This is a genomic window from Actinokineospora sp. NBRC 105648 (genome assembly GCF_030269645.1).
Classification (GTDB): domain Bacteria; phylum Actinomycetota; class Actinomycetes; order Mycobacteriales; family Pseudonocardiaceae; genus Actinokineospora.
The window spans coordinates 40,121-53,948 of the sequence record NZ_BSTR01000002.1; the positions used below are offsets into that span (position 1 = coordinate 40,121).

Annotated in this window: 16 protein-coding genes; 11 read left to right on the forward strand and 5 right to left on the reverse strand. The window is 72.1% G+C overall.

The genetic code is table 11. The features are described 5' to 3' along the window. Positions 1 to 5 precede the first annotated feature (5 nt). Entirely contained in the window at positions 6 to 1,526 is a 1,521-nt protein-coding gene (locus QSK30_RS01380) for an ArnT family glycosyltransferase (protein WP_285498889.1), read from the reverse strand. Positions 1,527 to 1,814: 288 nt separating this feature from the next. Between QSK30_RS01380 and mppP the strand changes: the two genes are divergently transcribed. The 6 genes from mppP to QSK30_RS01410 all read left to right on the forward strand — a co-directional run bounded on the left by mppP (position 1,815) and on the right by QSK30_RS01410 (position 7,272). Beyond that, positions 1,815 to 2,951, forward strand: a complete 1,137-nt coding sequence (gene mppP / locus QSK30_RS01385; protein ID WP_285498890.1) for an enduracididine biosynthesis enzyme MppP — start codon at positions 1,815 to 1,817, stop codon at positions 2,949 to 2,951. After that, positions 2,948 to 4,159 (forward strand): aminotransferase-like domain-containing protein, encoded by a 1,212-nt coding sequence (locus QSK30_RS01390; protein WP_285498891.1) that lies wholly within the window; start codon positions 2,948 to 2,950, stop codon positions 4,157 to 4,159. Before mppP ends, QSK30_RS01390 begins: the two co-directional genes overlap by 4 nt. Then, complete coding sequence (gene mppR, locus QSK30_RS01395; protein WP_285498892.1) at positions 4,156 to 4,950, forward strand: enduracididine biosynthesis enzyme MppR; 795 nt, start codon at positions 4,156 to 4,158, stop codon at positions 4,948 to 4,950. Before QSK30_RS01390 ends, mppR begins: the two co-directional genes overlap by 4 nt. Before the next feature lie 423 nt (positions 4,951 to 5,373). Beyond that, the gene (locus QSK30_RS01400; protein ID WP_285498893.1) at positions 5,374 to 6,462 is read left to right on the forward strand and encodes a hypothetical protein; all 1,089 of its coding nucleotides are present in this window, start codon (positions 5,374 to 5,376) and stop codon (positions 6,460 to 6,462) included. 79 nt (positions 6,463 to 6,541) lie between these two features. Then, a complete protein-coding gene (locus QSK30_RS01405; RefSeq protein ID WP_285498894.1) occupies positions 6,542 to 6,943 on the forward strand; it encodes an ATP-binding protein in 402 nt (133 codons plus the stop codon). A 95-nt stretch (positions 6,944 to 7,038) separates the two neighbouring features. After that, positions 7,039 to 7,272, forward strand: a complete 234-nt coding sequence (locus tag QSK30_RS01410) for an RICIN domain-containing protein (RefSeq protein ID WP_352231536.1) — start codon at positions 7,039 to 7,041, stop codon at positions 7,270 to 7,272. A gap of 418 nt (positions 7,273 to 7,690) precedes the next feature. Here QSK30_RS01410 and QSK30_RS01415 read toward each other — a convergent pair whose 3' ends face one another. Further along, complete coding sequence (locus tag QSK30_RS01415; RefSeq protein ID WP_285498895.1) at positions 7,691 to 7,987, reverse strand: hypothetical protein; 297 nt, start codon at positions 7,985 to 7,987, stop codon at positions 7,691 to 7,693. A 752-nt stretch (positions 7,988 to 8,739) separates the two neighbouring features. Here QSK30_RS01415 and QSK30_RS01420 point away from each other — a divergent pair. Further along, a complete protein-coding gene (locus tag QSK30_RS01420; protein ID WP_285498896.1) occupies positions 8,740 to 8,907 on the forward strand; it encodes a hypothetical protein in 168 nt (55 codons plus the stop codon). Positions 8,908 to 9,505: 598 nt separating this feature from the next. On the opposite strand, the gene QSK30_RS01425 is transcribed toward QSK30_RS01420, so the two are convergent. From QSK30_RS01425 to QSK30_RS01435, 3 genes are all read right to left on the reverse strand, one after another. Beyond that, complete coding sequence (locus QSK30_RS01425; protein WP_285498897.1) at positions 9,506 to 9,904, reverse strand: DUF1003 domain-containing protein; 399 nt, start codon at positions 9,902 to 9,904, stop codon at positions 9,506 to 9,508. 148 nt (positions 9,905 to 10,052) lie between these two features. Further along, entirely contained in the window at positions 10,053 to 10,379 is a 327-nt protein-coding gene (locus QSK30_RS01430; protein ID WP_285498898.1) for a hypothetical protein, read from the reverse strand. Positions 10,380 to 10,573: 194 nt separating this feature from the next. Next, positions 10,574 to 10,888 (reverse strand): BON domain-containing protein, encoded by a 315-nt coding sequence (locus QSK30_RS01435; RefSeq protein ID WP_285498899.1) that lies wholly within the window; start codon positions 10,886 to 10,888, stop codon positions 10,574 to 10,576. A 149-nt stretch (positions 10,889 to 11,037) separates the two neighbouring features. Between QSK30_RS01435 and QSK30_RS01440 the strand changes: the two genes are divergently transcribed. The 4 genes from QSK30_RS01440 to QSK30_RS01455 all read left to right on the forward strand — a co-directional run bounded on the left by QSK30_RS01440 (position 11,038) and on the right by QSK30_RS01455 (position 13,800). Beyond that, positions 11,038 to 11,604, forward strand: a complete 567-nt coding sequence (locus QSK30_RS01440) for a hypothetical protein (protein WP_285498900.1) — start codon at positions 11,038 to 11,040, stop codon at positions 11,602 to 11,604. 117 nt (positions 11,605 to 11,721) lie between these two features. After that, complete coding sequence (locus QSK30_RS01445; RefSeq protein WP_285498901.1) at positions 11,722 to 12,768, forward strand: Acg family FMN-binding oxidoreductase; 1,047 nt, start codon at positions 11,722 to 11,724, stop codon at positions 12,766 to 12,768. Then, positions 12,768 to 13,052 (forward strand): hypothetical protein, encoded by a 285-nt coding sequence (locus QSK30_RS01450; RefSeq protein WP_285498902.1) that lies wholly within the window; start codon positions 12,768 to 12,770, stop codon positions 13,050 to 13,052. Before QSK30_RS01445 ends, QSK30_RS01450 begins: the two co-directional genes overlap by 1 nt. A gap of 112 nt (positions 13,053 to 13,164) precedes the next feature. After that, positions 13,165 to 13,800 (forward strand): response regulator, encoded by a 636-nt coding sequence (locus tag QSK30_RS01455; RefSeq protein WP_285498903.1) that lies wholly within the window; start codon positions 13,165 to 13,167, stop codon positions 13,798 to 13,800. The last annotated feature ends 28 nt before the right edge of the window (positions 13,801 to 13,828 follow it).

The following is a 13,828-nucleotide window of genomic DNA, read 5'->3' on the forward strand; positions in this document are numbered from 1 at the left end:
CGGGGTCAGAAGGTGCCGACCCAGCGCAGCCTCGGCCACAGCCGGTCCCACGACTCGACCGGGTCGTGGCAGAGCAGGACCTGTTGCCCCGCTTCGAGGTGCGGCAGGGCGAAGTGCAGGGTGGCCGCTCGCTCGCAGCGGGTGAAGTGGGGTGCGAAGGCGTCGGGGTCGACCCCGACGGCGATCACGACGGTCTTGTCGTCACCGGGGTGGCCGAAGTCGTAGTAGGAGTTGAGCGCGCTGTAGGCCGGGGGAAGTCCTCGCGCGGGACCGAAACGGTCGACAGCGCCCGCCTCGGCGTAGTTCTGGCCGTAGACCACGGCGTGGGCGCGCTCGGCGGGCGGCAGGGTCCCGTACACCGCCGCGACCTGGGTGGTCAGCTCCTCCCAGCCGGTCTGACCGAGTTGGGCCTCGCCGAGACCCGCCAGCGGTGAGTCCTCCGCGTAGGCCGACACCGGGAGCACCGGCAGGCACATCACCGCGGCCAGCGCCGCGTTCGCCACCACCGCCACCGCCAACACGATCCGGCGGGGCAGCGTGCTGAGCCAGTCGGCGGCCGGGACGCAGCCCGCGGCGGTCAGGGCGGTCAGCAGGCCTTCGGTGTACCGCCCGAACCCGCCGACGAGCACCAGCACCACCGCGATCGCGACGTAGGCGACCGCGAGGGCGCGGTAGTCCCTCCACTGTGGACGGCGGAACAGGGCGACCAGCCCGGCGACCCACAGCGGGGTGAGGAAGGGCCCGATCATCAGCACCTGGCCGACGAGGAAGCTCACCGCGCTGCCGACCCCGAGCGGTTCCGAGAGGTCCGAGGCCATCGAGAGCTGCGGCCAGCCGTGCGTCGCCTGCCAGATCAGCACCGGCAGCGCGATCACCGCACCGATCCCGGCGCCCGCGGCGAGGAACCGGTCGCGCGGCACGTGCCGCGGTCCGGCGCCGAGGAGCCCGGCCGCGAGCCCGACGACCAGCAGGACGACGAGGTACTTCGCGAGCAGGCCGACCCCGACCACGGCGCCGATGGCGAGCCACAGCCGCGAGTCGCGGGTGCGCAGCAGTCGGACCAGCAACCAGCACAGCGCCACCCACACGACGTGGTCGACCGCGGTCGGGTGCAGGACGTGCCCGGCGGACAGGGTCGCCAGCGTGCCCGCGGCCGCGAACGCGGCGAGCACCTGGGCCCGGCCGCCGCCCCCGAGTTCGCGGGCGATGTGCGCGGCGACCCACACCGAAAGCCCGGCGAGCAGGGCGGGCACCACGCGGACGGCGAACGGGGTGTCGCCGAACAACGCGATCTGCGCTTTCGCGAGCAACGGCACCAGCGGCGGTTGGTCCACGTATCCCCAAGCGGGGTGCGCGCCGGCGACGCGGAAATACAACTCGTCCATGTAGTAGCCGTACTCGCCCGCCAGAACGAGCAGCAGCGCACTGAGCGCGAGGCTCACCGCGAGCACCGGCCGCCACTGGAACGGCGCAACGACCACGCCCTCCCGGGTCTCCGTCCGGGGACCGCCAATCGTTGCAGACACGCCGCACACACCTCTCTCACCTGGGCGCCGACACTTCCGGATCAGGGTTCACCGACCACCCGGAAACGGCAACTCCCTTGATTTCTGGGGAAAACGCGCAGGTCATCAGACGGGCGCGGGAGCGGTTCCCGACAACGGATCGGCGGGCATTGTTTTCCCTGCTAGCCTCAGGCCGTCCCGGTGAACGTATCTGTTCCCGGTGAGTGTCCGGTCGTCGTCAATTCTCTTTTCGCACTACCGGAACCTCCAAGCATGGGCGGACCCCCTACTTTCTTAGGCAAGGTGCTTGTGATCGGAATACAGGACACCCAGACGAGCCCCGGCAACCTCACCCAGTTCGAGTACCTGGCGTTGAGCAGCCCGCTCAACCTCTCGGACGGGCACGCCAGACAACGGTTGACCCCGGGCCAGGCGCGGATCATCGACGAACTGCCGAGCATGTGGGCGGACGCGGTGGAGCGCCCCGTCGACGAGATCGAGAAGGCCTCGCACCGCGCCTACTTCGAGCTGCTCGGGCAGCACAGCTACCCGGCGGCGGACGGCCGGGTGCTCAGCTGCTACTCGTCCTCGGTGGCGATGGAGATCTTCGCCCGCTCGCTGGCCACCACCACCGACGCGATCGGCCTGGTGCACCCGACCTTCGACAACATCCCGGACATCCTGCGCGGGGTCGGGCTGCGGCTGGTCCCGGTCGAGGAGGAGCAGCTGCACGGCGGCGACCTGGACCCGGCGCTGCTGCGCTCGGTCGGCTCCCTGTTCGTCACCACGCCCAACAACCCGACCGGGCGCGTGCTCGCCGAGGAGCGGCTGCGGCGCCTCGCGGCGCAGTGCGCGGAGTACGGCGTGGTGCTGACCCTCGACACCTCGTTCCGGGGATTCGACACCCGAGCGCACTACGACCACTACGCGGTGCTCGAGGCGAGCGGCTGCCGCTGGGTGGTCATCGAGGACACCGGCAAGCTCTGGCCCACCCTCGAGCTGAAGATCGGCTGGCTGGTCTCGGCGGCGAACGTCGGCCTGCCGCTGGCCAACGTGTACTCCGACATCCTGCTCGGCGTCTCGCCGCTGGTGCTGTCCATGGTCCAGCGCTTCGCCGAGGACGCGGCCGGTGGCGGTCTCGCCGACCTGCACCGGTTCATCGCCCGCAACCGGGCCACCCTGCGCTCCGGGCTCGCGGGCGTCAGCGGGGTCGGGTTCCCCGACGAGGACAGCCGGGCGAGCGTCGAACGGGTGGACCTCGGCCCGCGCACCGGGCTCGAGGTGTGGTCGGCGCTGCGCGAGCACAACGTGTTCGCCCTGCCGTGCCACCAGTTCCACTGGGCGCGCCCGGAGGAGGGCGCGTACTCGCTGCGGATCGCGCTGTCGCGGTCCGCCGAGTCCGTGGCCACCGCGACCGACGCGCTGCGGTCCGTGCTCGGCGGATGAGCGCCGAGGACTCCGCCGGGCCGCTGTCGCACCGCCGGTCCTGGAGTCCCGGCGTCGTGCAGCAGGTCGGCCCGGCCGGGACGGTCGACCTCGGACCGGGGTACCTCGAACCGGGTCTGCTGCCGGTCGACCTGCTCGCGGCGGCCTACCCGGCGGCACTGGCCGAGTACGGCTCGGCGGCGCTCGCCTACGGCGACGACCGCGGCGCGGTGCCGTTCCGCGCGCTGGTGGCCGATCGGGTGGCCCGGGCGGAGGGGCCGCCGTGCGGGCCGGACAATGTGCTCGTCACGGCGGGGACCTCGCACGCGTTGCACCTGCTCGCGACGGGGCTCGCCCAGTCCGGTGAGGTCGTGCTCGTCGAGCAGTACGGCTACGACTACGGCAGGCGGATCCTGGCCGACCGCGGCCTGCGCGCCCGCGCGGTGCCGATGGACGCGGCGGGCGTGGACCCGGCGGCGCTGGACGAGGCGATCGCCACCACCCGGGCGGCCGGGGAGCGGATCGCCTTCGCCTACCTCGCGCCGACCTTCCACAACCCGACCGGGCTCGTCTCCCCGGTCGGGCGCCGCCGCGAGCTGCTGGCCGTCGCGGCCCGGCACGGGGTGCTGCTCGTCGAGGACGACGCGTACGCCGAACTGGGCCTGGACGGCGGAGCCGACCCCGTCTCCCTGGCGGGCCTGGCGGGGTACCGGGGTGTGGTCAGGCTCCGGACGTTCTCGAAGACGCTGGGCCCGGGGCTGCGCCTGGGCTACCTGCTCGCCGACCCGGCGATCGTGGGTCGGCTCGCCGGGACCGGGTTGTTCACCAGCGGCGGCTCCGCGAACCACGTCACCTCCCTCGCGGTGGCCTGGTTGCTGCGGTCCGGCGAGTACGACCGCCACCTCGGCTGGCTGCGCTCGCGGCTGCGCGAACGGCGCGACGCACTCGCGGTCGCGCTGGGCTCCGGACTGGAGGGAGTCGTCGAGTTCACCACTCCCGCGGGCGGCTACTTCCTCTGGTTGCGATCCACTCACGACGAGGCACGCCTGGTCACCGCCGCGGCCGCCGCGAAGATCAACGCACTGCCCGGTTCGCGCTTCGGAACCGGTCCACAACCGACCGTTCGGCTGGCGTACAGCCTGAACCCACCGAGCGCCCTGACCGCCGCGGCCGAGGCGCTCGGCCGCTGCTGGCGCGCACTGTCCAGTTTGGAGCGGACCCACCCATGACCACCAGCGCACCCGCGGGCCCGGTCGGCTACAGCCTGCCGCTCTCGCCGTCCGGCGACGCCGCGATGATCACCCCACCGCCGTGGCACTTCGCCGGTGACGTGGTCATGGTCGACTACCGGGTCGACCCGGGGGTCGCGCGGCGGTTCCTGCCACCGGAACTGGACCTCGGCGCGGACCCCGGCCGGGCCGCCGCCGTCTTCGCCGACTGGCAGTGGTGCTCGGACAGCGGCGCGGAGCTGGCCGAACCCGCCCGCTGCCAGTTCACCGAGTTCCTGATCCTGCTCGGCTGCGAGTACCGGGGCAAACCCTTGGCGAGGTGCCCGTACGCCTGGGTGGACAGCCCGGTCCCGATGGTCCGCGGCTGGGTGCAGGGCATGCCGAAGCAGTTCGGCGAGATCCACCAGACCCGCCCGAGGACCGTCGGCCGCGCGGGACCACGACCGGGATCCCCGGGCCGCTACGACGGCACCCTCTCGGTGCACGGCAAGCGGGTCGCCGAGGCCACCGTCCACCCGGCCCGGCGCGTCGAGGACCCACCCGCGCTCCACGCGGTCCCGCTCGTGCACACCCGGTACTTCCCCGGCTGGGTCGCGTCGCAACCGCCGGTCTCCCAGCTGGTGACCTCGGAGGTCACCGACGTCGAGTTCGGCGAGATCTGGACCGGCGCCGCGAACCTGACCCTGTTCGACACCCTGGACGGCGACTTCGCGGGCCTCGCCCCCCTCGAGATCGGCGCGGGCCACGTCTTCTCCTACGCCGAGACCCTCCTCGGCGGCCAAGCACTCTGAACGGGCCGAACGGCCACCCGCGAGGACGACTGGGCCTGAAGTCAGCGCCCGTCGCGGGCGGCCCGGCAAGATCCTCCCCGTGTCGAGGGAGCCGCCGAGGAACTGTTTGGGTCAGCTCCTTTCCGTAGTCAACCACCCCGTTGTCGCCGATGCGGTAGTGCGAAGTGGAAGCATCCGTAGTGCCCGGCTTACCCCCGAACGAGTGATTCCCAGCCGCACCTCACGGGGGTGGCCGGGTCGCTGACGATCAACGGGGAGATCGTCAGCACAGCTTGGCCGAAGCGGGATCGAGCACGAGTTCCGCTCGGGCGCTTTCCGCCGCACCGCTGGGCCGTTCGGGTGATCGCCGCCGGGTCCCGGAACTATCTCGCTGCGCGCCGGTATAGATCAAGTGCTGCGGCCGGCGTGGGCGAGGGGACAGCGGTGAGGAACTACCAGGTCGAGTACCAGGGCCGCGAGTTCACCGGCTACTGGACGATGCGCCCGGGCTGCCTCGGGATCGTCGCGGTGTACCTGCTCGTGACGCTGGTGTACGCGGTGGTGGGGGCGTTGTTCGCGGCGTTCAGCCTGCCCGACGGGACCGCGAGGCTCACCGCGGGGGACGGGTGGGCGTCGCTGCGGTGGCTGGCAGGCGCCAGTGCGGCGGTCAACGGAGCCCTGCCCGCGTACTCGCTGCTGCTGACCTGCCTCATCTGTGCGACCGGGGTGTTCCTGCTGGCGGTCCTCGCCCTCGGCGCGCGGCACCGGGAGCCCGCGTTCGCGGTCATCGCGCTGCTCACGGCGCCCCTCGCGGCAGCCGGGCTGCACGCGGTGGCGTGGGTGGGCGCGGCGGTGCACTGGGTGGTCAGGACCATCGGCCCGTGGGTCCTCGCGGCGTCCGCGTGGGTCCGCGGCTGGGACTGGTGGGTGTGGGTGCTCTTGGTGGCCCTCGGCGTCCTGTCGTCGATGGCGTTCTCCTCGAACGGGCCTGCGTTCGTGTCCGTGCTCGGGACGGTGGGCGGGGTGGTCGTGAGCGCCGCCTTGAGCATCGGGCTCGGTCTGCTGCTCCTCGGACTCGTCTTCAAGGTCCCGTTCTTGCAGTTCCTGCTGGCGCTGAGCGTGCTGTGCGTGTTCGGGCAACTGGTCGTCGACCAGCTCACCGGGACGGTGAAGGCGGGGCGCGGGCACCGGGGTGTGCTGCTGGGCGCGCTGGGGGTCGGCACGTCCTGGTCGATGCTGATGGTCGTCGGCGACGTCGGCGGCAGCCACGCCCTCTACCCCCAGGTCGCGCGCGACTGGGTGGCGAACACGCTGATGGGCGACAACCCGCCGCAGTTCGACGCGTTCATGGCCCTGGTCGTCGTGGCCGGGTCGGCGCTCTCGGTCTTGGCCAACGTGCACCGCATGCGCGAGGAGCCCACGCACGAGCAGTTCATGCGGTCGGTCGTGTTCACCCTCTACAGCATGGCGTTCGCCGCGCTCATCGCCGCGATCGGGCACCGGAGTGAGACCGGCGGGAACCGCCGGGGCTGACCGGCACGTCGGCCGGGAACGCCGGGTCCGGTTGGCCACAACGGGGCGTGAAAAGGGCGACGGTGGGGCATCCAGGTGTATGACCATGGTCGAGTGGGCGGTGTTCACCGCGACGGTGCCGGTGCGGGTCGAGCAGTTGGCCCTGATCCGCGCCAGGGTGCGCGGGTGGATGGCCGACTGCAAGATCACCCACCGCACCCGCCACGACGTGGTCTGGGCCGCGAGCGAGGCGTTGAGCAGCGCTATCGACCACCTGCGATCACGCCGCGGTGGTGGGTCCGCAGAGGCGACGGTGACGTTGCACGTGGACTCAGAGGTGCTGGTGCTGACCGCGAGGGACCACTTCGCCTGGACCGACCCCGGGCGCGATCCCGGCATGGTCGATGGGCTGCGGGTGATGCGCGAGGTGGCTGACCGGATGAGCCTGACCACCGACCCGGACACCGATGTGAGCACCCTGGTCGCCGTCTTCCCCCGCTGACACGGGACCTTAAGACGGCCGCGAAAGTCCTCGCCGAGGTCAAGGCCGACCCCGCACTCGCCGCGACTGGCCTGGCTTCGTCGATCAGGACGAACGTGAACGCCATGTGTCCGGACATCCCACGCGGCAACACGGCCAACCACGTGGACGTGGAGATCTACTACTGCAACGGCGGCGCCAACCAGCAATGGACCTACGAGCCCACCACCGGGTACCCGCGCGTGCAGCACAGCGGCATGTGCCTGACGATCACGTCGTTCAACTACAAGTCGAAGACCACTCAGGACGCCTGCGGCCAAAACTACCAGCACTGGGACGTGAACTTCTGATCCGCGAACACCGATTTGGCCCCCGCTTGTCCAGGAGACTCACCTGCGGGCAGCGTTGTCCGAGTCCGCCCCCGTGTCCGATCCGTTGTGGCGCAACGCGACCAGGTTCGGCGAGGCCGCGCGCTCATGACCACAAGCGGATGCGGGGCAGAGTTCCGCGAGCCCTCTCGCCGTTCGCCGCGCGCTGCCTCCATTGTGGACATGAGGATCTCCTCGCCGGGATCTGCGGCCGGTCGGAAGGACTCGTTGTTCGGCGACACCCACACGCACTGCTGGGGCGGATGCTCTTCCGCACCCGGACCATGGTGGTCACCGGGTCCTCGGTCCGAGGGCCGCCAAGGGCGGGCAGACCATCGACTTCCCCGGCACCGATCGGCTGCCGTGTCCCACGACCATGCGGTCGTGGGACACGGCGCGGCTACGCGGCGGCGAGCAGGTACTGCACGTTGGTGTCGGGTCGGCAGCTGGAACTGGGTCGGGTGGCGGTGTAGGTGAACCCGGCGGTCACCTTGCACGCCCACAACCCGGTCCGGGGCAGCGTGACGTAGTAGAGGGGCTCGCACCCCTGGTCGGCACGCACCATCGTGTAGGTGTAGCCGGCCGGCACCGTGCGGCACGACCAGAACGGCGAGTCCTGCGCCGACGCCGGTCCGGCCAGGGCCGTCAACGCCAGCGCCGTCGCCGACGCGACACCGAGCATCTTCCCGAACTTCACGGAGGTCCACCTTTCGCCGCGGCCGGGCCCGGTGCGGGCCCGCTCCATCAAAGCAGGCCGACCGCCCGTGATCATCCACCAATTGGTTCAACCAATTTAGCCGCAGCGACAGTGCCCCGCGGCGGACGGCGGTGGGCGATCCCGGGGAGGTGTTCGGGTGTGGCGCCGGAGTCCTTCGAGAGCCTTGCCCAGGGTCTGCCGGAACGTCGTGGCGGCGTTGGTCGGCGTTGTGGACGACCACGGTCCGGCCGCTCGCGGCCTTCTCGATCGCGGCGTCGACGTCGGCGCCGGTGAGCAGCTCGCGAACGCCGATCGAGGTCAGTTCAGCACTGCCGCCCGTTCTCCGGCAGGTTCACCCGGATGTCCGCTCACCGGGCCGGGCCACGGTCGAGGACCCGAACACTGAACGGGAAACACCGAAGCACAACGCCCCAAGCCGACACCTCAGTCCGTGACGGCCTGTGAGCAGACGGCCGATTCCCGCGGCGGGTCGAAGGCCGCGCCGCCTGACGTGGCCAGTGGCCGGCACCTGGCCCGAGCGCACCAGGCGCACCTGACATGACCGCTTGGGGTGCGCCCGCCAACGGGTCGCCCGTTCTGCGGCGGTCCGCTTCCCCGCATGTGGGAGTCACGCCTGCGGACCTGGGCGGCAGCCGGCACGGGATGATCAACTGTGCGGCGCGGGCCGCTTGGCGTTGTCGGGAACGTGCTGCCGCCCGGTTGCGGGGAGTCGGGCCGGTCAGGTGTGGTCGGTGGTAGCCGAAGCTGCAGCCAGGGCCGGTGATCTCGCCAGTGCCGAGGCCATCACCGATGCCAGTGATTACCCCTACTGGCAGGCGAAGGCGCTGGCCTCGGTGGCTGAGGCCGCGGCGAAGGCCGGTGATCTCGACCGGGCGGCCGGATTGATCGCCAGCGGCTGAAGCCGTGGCTGCGGTTGGTGATCTCAAGCGAGCAGGCACGCTGGTCGGGCACGCCGACAACATCGCCCGCGCCAACACCAACCCCTACACGCGAGCGAGCATGCCTGCACCGGTGGTCAAGCCATGGTCAAGGCCGCGACCTCGACCGCGCTGAAACCGTCGCGGACTCCATGAACTCCGTCACCACCCCTGACGATCAAGCGCGAGCCTTGCCGGCAGTGGCGACAACCAGAGATCTGCGCCGCCGCGCGGGTGCGATGGCCCGAGCCTTGAGGATCGCCGACTGGCACCTGCCGATTCGACAGCTGTCGAGACAGCGCCGGAGACACTCACGGCCGTCATCGTCGAATTCGACGCCGTGAACAAACTTGGTGCCTCGTAACGTCGATGCGTGGACCGCCCGGCTCCATCGCCAGGCAGCCGGACCCACGACGCTCCCGAGCTCGGGCCGTTCCGGCGCCGCGGTAGGCCTTGGCCACGGTGGCGCCCGGCCAGTGCGCGGCGGTCAGGATCGGCAGCACCGATCATCGCGGTCAGGGTCGGGACCTTCGGTCCGCCGGATCGTCGAGTCCGCTGTGGACGGCCGTGGTCCGGTTGGTCAGTCCTGGGCGAACGCGCGGCGGTGCAGTTCCGTGGTGAGGACGTGGATCTCCCGGGTGAGCTGGGTGTTGGTCTTGAGTTCGAGTTCCTGCTCGGCGAAGTCGTGGTCCGCCTTGGCCTGCTGGAACACCGCGGCCCGGTTCTGCCCGATCATCACGAAGGTGGACAGGAAGATCGCCTCGAGGGACACGACCAGCGTCAGCGTGGGCCAGGGGCTGCTCTCGGCGACCAGCATCCAGACCGCGAACACGACGACGTGGATGTAGACGAACATCATCGAGCCCGCGAACCTGGTGATCGCGTCGGCGATCCGGAGTTGGCGGTCGTCGACCCGGTGTGCGCGCATCCGCGCGACGACGGGGTGCTCGCCGGGGCCGGGTGTCGGCACAGTGCTCATCGGGCTCTCCTCCACGTGCGCCGGCAAGGCGGGGCGGTCTGGAGTCAGCTTGGCAGAGGGACCGGTGCCCGGTCGGTGAGGTGCACCAGGGCCAAGCCGGTCACGACCGCGACCGACGTCGCCATGGCGACGCCCGCGACGCACCCGATCAGCGCCGCGACCAGGTCCGACTGGACCTCGCGCCACAGCGGGGTCGCGATGCCCAGGACACCGCGAGGCCGACCAGCCAGCCGAGCGCGGTGGCGGTGACCCAGCGGGCGGCCCACGGCACCAGGCCGCGCAGGACCGACCACTGGGCCACGCCGAGGGACAGCAGCGGCGGCAACCCGACGACACCGGCGACCCAGGGCTGTCCGGTCAACGACGGCAGGAGGCCGAGTACGTGGGCCGAGGACGCCGCGGCGGCGGTGCGCAGCACCCAGGCGCGGGCGGGCAGGGCGGGTACGAGCCTGGCCAACACCACCGCCTGCCCCAAGCCGAGCAGGGCGCCCTCGACCGCGCCCGCCGCGACCAGCCGGAGAGCGCACCGACCGTCGAGATCCCGCGGACCCGGGCGGAGATCCGCGACCAGGTCCTCGACGGCATCGCGGCACCCCAGTTTGTCGTGCGCGTCGGTACGCCCCGACCTCGGCCGACCCGGTGCCGCGGAGTCCGCGCAGGCCGGTGGCGTCAGTGGCCGGTGCGCCGCAGGTGTGGCAGGTGTGGGTGCCAGGGAAACCGGGTGACGTCGTCCCAGGTGCACCGCAGCCGGTTGCGGACCTCCCGCACACCGGCCACTCCAGCCACCGCCCGTTCAACCACCGGCGCCTGGCTGTCCCAGTCCAAGCGGCCGACGAGCAGGACGACTCCGTCCTCGACGGCGGCCCGCACCAGCCGGGTGTCGATGTCCTCCATCTCCGGCAGCACGCGGTCCTGGACCTCGGCCCGGATGTCCTCATCGGGCCGGCGCAGCGCGGTCCTCGGGTCCTGCGACGTGGTGGACATGGTCGCTCCTCTCTTCGCCTACCACCACGGTGCGCCGGTCGGACCCGGGCGCACAGGGACCGAGGGCACCGCGTGACGGGACCTTGGGCGGCGGACACACCCGTGTCCGATGCCGACACTGGTGTGCACCGGAACCCCTGGAGGGCAACATGATCACCGTCACCCGGCCGAGCACGGCCACGGCGCGACAGACGACAACCGGGACGAACGCGGGCGGGCGGGTGCTCGCGGTGACCCGACTCGTCATGGGATTCGTCTTCCTGTGGGCCTTCCTGGACAAGGCCTTCGGCTTGGGCTACGCCACCCCGGGTGCCGGTGCCTGGGTCGACGGCGGCTCGCCGACCCGGGGATTCCTCAGTGGACTCGACCACGGCCCGTTCGCCGCGACCCTGCGCTCGTGGGCGGGGGCGCCGGTCGCCGACTGGCTGTTCATGCTCGGCCTGCTCGGCATCGCGGTGGCCCTGCTGCTCGGTGTCGCCCTGCGTCCCGCCGCGGTCAGCGCGACCCTGATGCTGCTGCTGATGTGGGTGGCCGAGTGGCCGCTCGCCCGGCACACCGACGCCGGAGCGCTGACGCGCTCCACCAACCCGCTGGTGGACTACCACGTGGTCTACGCCCTGGTCGTGGTCGCGCTGGCGGTGCTCGCCGCGGGCGACCCGTGGGGACTGGGCAGGCGGTGGACGCGGTTGGTCGGTGGCCGCCGCTGGTTGCGCTGAGCCCGCGTGCGGGCGGGTCCCTGGGCCCGCACCGGCCGGGACCAACCGCTCTGGTGGGCGGACCAGTACTGACGAACCGTGAACCCCTGGCGGTACCGACGGACAAGGACGTGTGCGATGACCCCGACACCGGTGGACCGGAGTGTCCCGGTCGACGGCCACCCCGACGACGAGACGATCACGGGCGCGCTGCGCCTGGCGTGCTGCGCACCCTCGGTGCACAACACCCAGCCCTGGCGCTGGCGAGTGGGGCGCGCGTCGATCCACCTGTTCGCCGACCAGGGGCGGCGGCTGCCCGCGACCGATCCGGACGGCCGTGACCTGCTGGTCAGCTGCGGGGCCGCACTGCACCACCTCGTCACGGCCTTGGCGGCGTTCGGGTGGCGCGCGCGCATCCACCGCGTGCCCGATCCGGCGGACCCGGCCCACCTCGCCGCGGTCGAGGTGACGCCGTCCGCGCCCACCCGGGCCGACGTCGTGGCCGCGTCGGCGATCCTCCGAAGGCGCAGCGACCGCCGCGCCTACGCCGCGTGGCCCGTGGACGAGCCCCGGCTCGCGGCGCTGGCCGAGGCCGCGGCGCACGCCGGTGTGCTCGCCCGGGTGGTGACCGGATCCGAGCGGGCCGAGCTCGCCGAACTGATCGGCCGAGCGCAGCGGGACCAGTCGACCGACGACGCCTACCGGACCGAGCTGGCGCTGTGGTCGGGCAGGCACGCGGGGTCGCCGGACGGGGTGCCCGCCGCCAACACGACCCGGGAGACGCGCTACGGCGACCTGGTCACCCGGCGGTTCTCCGCCCCCGCGCTGGACCAGCACGACCGTTCCGCCGCGGGGGGCGCCGGGGCGCTGCTGGTGCTGGGCACCGCTTCCGACGACGTGGTGTCGCGGCTGCGCGCGGGCGAGGCGATGAGCGCGCTGACCCTGGCCGCCACCGCGCTGCGGCTCGCGTCCTGCCCGCTCACCCAGTCGCTGCAGCCGCGCGAGATCCGCGCGCGGCTGCGCGCGGACGTGCTGCACGACGCCATGGCCCCGCAGGTGCTGCTGCGGGTCGGCTGGCCCGCGCCGGGGGTGGGCGAGCTGCCGCGCACACCCCGCAGGCCGCTCACCGATGTACTCGACCCCTTCGATCCGGCGGAGCCCTGGGTTCCGATGGGGAGCGCGTGATGGATACCGAGGAGCTGGTGGTCGACCTGTCCGAACCACGCGGCACCGACGTCGGGTCCGCGGGCGGCAAGGGCGCCGACCCCGGCGGCCGGATCCCCGCCGCCCGCCAGGCTGCGGGGATCACCTCGTCGCTGTGCGGGCAGGCGCCCACGGCCCACCCCGACTACGCCGAGCACCCGGTCCTGGTGGGTATCACGTCGATCTTGGTCGACCCCGGCTCGGTCGCGGCGGCGCGAGCGGCCATCGGAGCGGCTGAACGGCTGCTGCTGGACGCTGTCCGCTGACCTGCGGGGAGGACCAAAGTCCCGGTGCGACGCTGCCACTGGACGCGGGTACGCGGCGGCTCGGGTGCCTACAGTCCACCATGTAGTCGGTACCGGCGCTGGAGGGAGCAAGATGGGTATTCGGGTTTTCCTGGTGGACGACCACGAGATCGTGCGGCGCGGGGTGGCCGATCTGCTCGACGTGCCCGACATCGAGATCGTCGGGGAGGCGGCCTCGGTGAGCGAGGCGCTGGTGCGCGTCCCGGCCACCGCGCCGGACGTGGCGGTGCTCGACGTGCGCCTGCCCGACGGGACCGGCGTGGAGCTGTGCCGCGAGCTGCGCTCCGCGCTGCCGGACCTGCGCTGCCTGATGCTCACCTCGTACGCCGACGACGAAGCGCTCCTTGAGGCGATCCTGGCGGGGGCGTCCGGTTTCGTGCTCAAGCAGGTCTTGGGCACGGACCTGGTGGCCGCGGTGCGCACGGTCGGCGCGGGTGGTTCGCTGCTCGACCCGAGGACGACCTCGGCCCTGCTGGACCGGATCCGGCGCGAGCGCACCGAGAGCGACCCGCTGGCCGAGCTGACCGAGCAGGAGCGCGCGGTGTTCGACCTCATCGGTGAGGGCCTGACCAACCGGGAGATCGGCGAGCGGATGTTCCTGGCGGAGAAGACGATCAAGAACTACGTCTCGCACCTGCTGGCCAAGCTCAAGATGCAGCGCCGTACCCAGGCCGCCGTCCTGGCCGCCGAACTGCGCCGCGGCAAGTAGCCGGGGCGCCCGCGCGGCCCCGGCTCGC

Excerpts from the sequence above, each read along its gene's own strand:
- QSK30_RS01425 (WP_285498897.1), bottom strand. The coding sequence starts at position 9,904 with ATGAGCACTGTGCCGACACCCGGCCCCGGCGAGCACCCCGTCGTCGCG.
- QSK30_RS01445 (WP_285498901.1), top strand. The coding sequence starts at position 11,722 with ATGACCCCGACACCGGTGGACCGGAGTGTCCCGGTCGACGGCCACCCC.
- mppR (WP_285498892.1), top strand. The coding sequence starts at position 4,156 with ATGACCACCAGCGCACCCGCGGGCCCGGTCGGCTACAGCCTGCCGCTC.
- QSK30_RS01440 (WP_285498900.1), top strand. The coding sequence starts at position 11,038 with ATGATCACCGTCACCCGGCCGAGCACGGCCACGGCGCGACAGACGACA.
- QSK30_RS01435 (WP_285498899.1), bottom strand. The coding sequence starts at position 10,888 with ATGTCCACCACGTCGCAGGACCCGAGGACCGCGCTGCGCCGGCCCGAT.
- QSK30_RS01450 (WP_285498902.1), top strand. The coding sequence starts at position 12,768 with ATGGATACCGAGGAGCTGGTGGTCGACCTGTCCGAACCACGCGGCACC.
- QSK30_RS01455 (WP_285498903.1), top strand. The coding sequence starts at position 13,165 with ATGGGTATTCGGGTTTTCCTGGTGGACGACCACGAGATCGTGCGGCGC.
- QSK30_RS01405 (WP_285498894.1), top strand. The coding sequence starts at position 6,542 with ATGACCATGGTCGAGTGGGCGGTGTTCACCGCGACGGTGCCGGTGCGG.
- QSK30_RS01390 (WP_285498891.1), top strand. The coding sequence starts at position 2,948 with ATGAGCGCCGAGGACTCCGCCGGGCCGCTGTCGCACCGCCGGTCCTGG.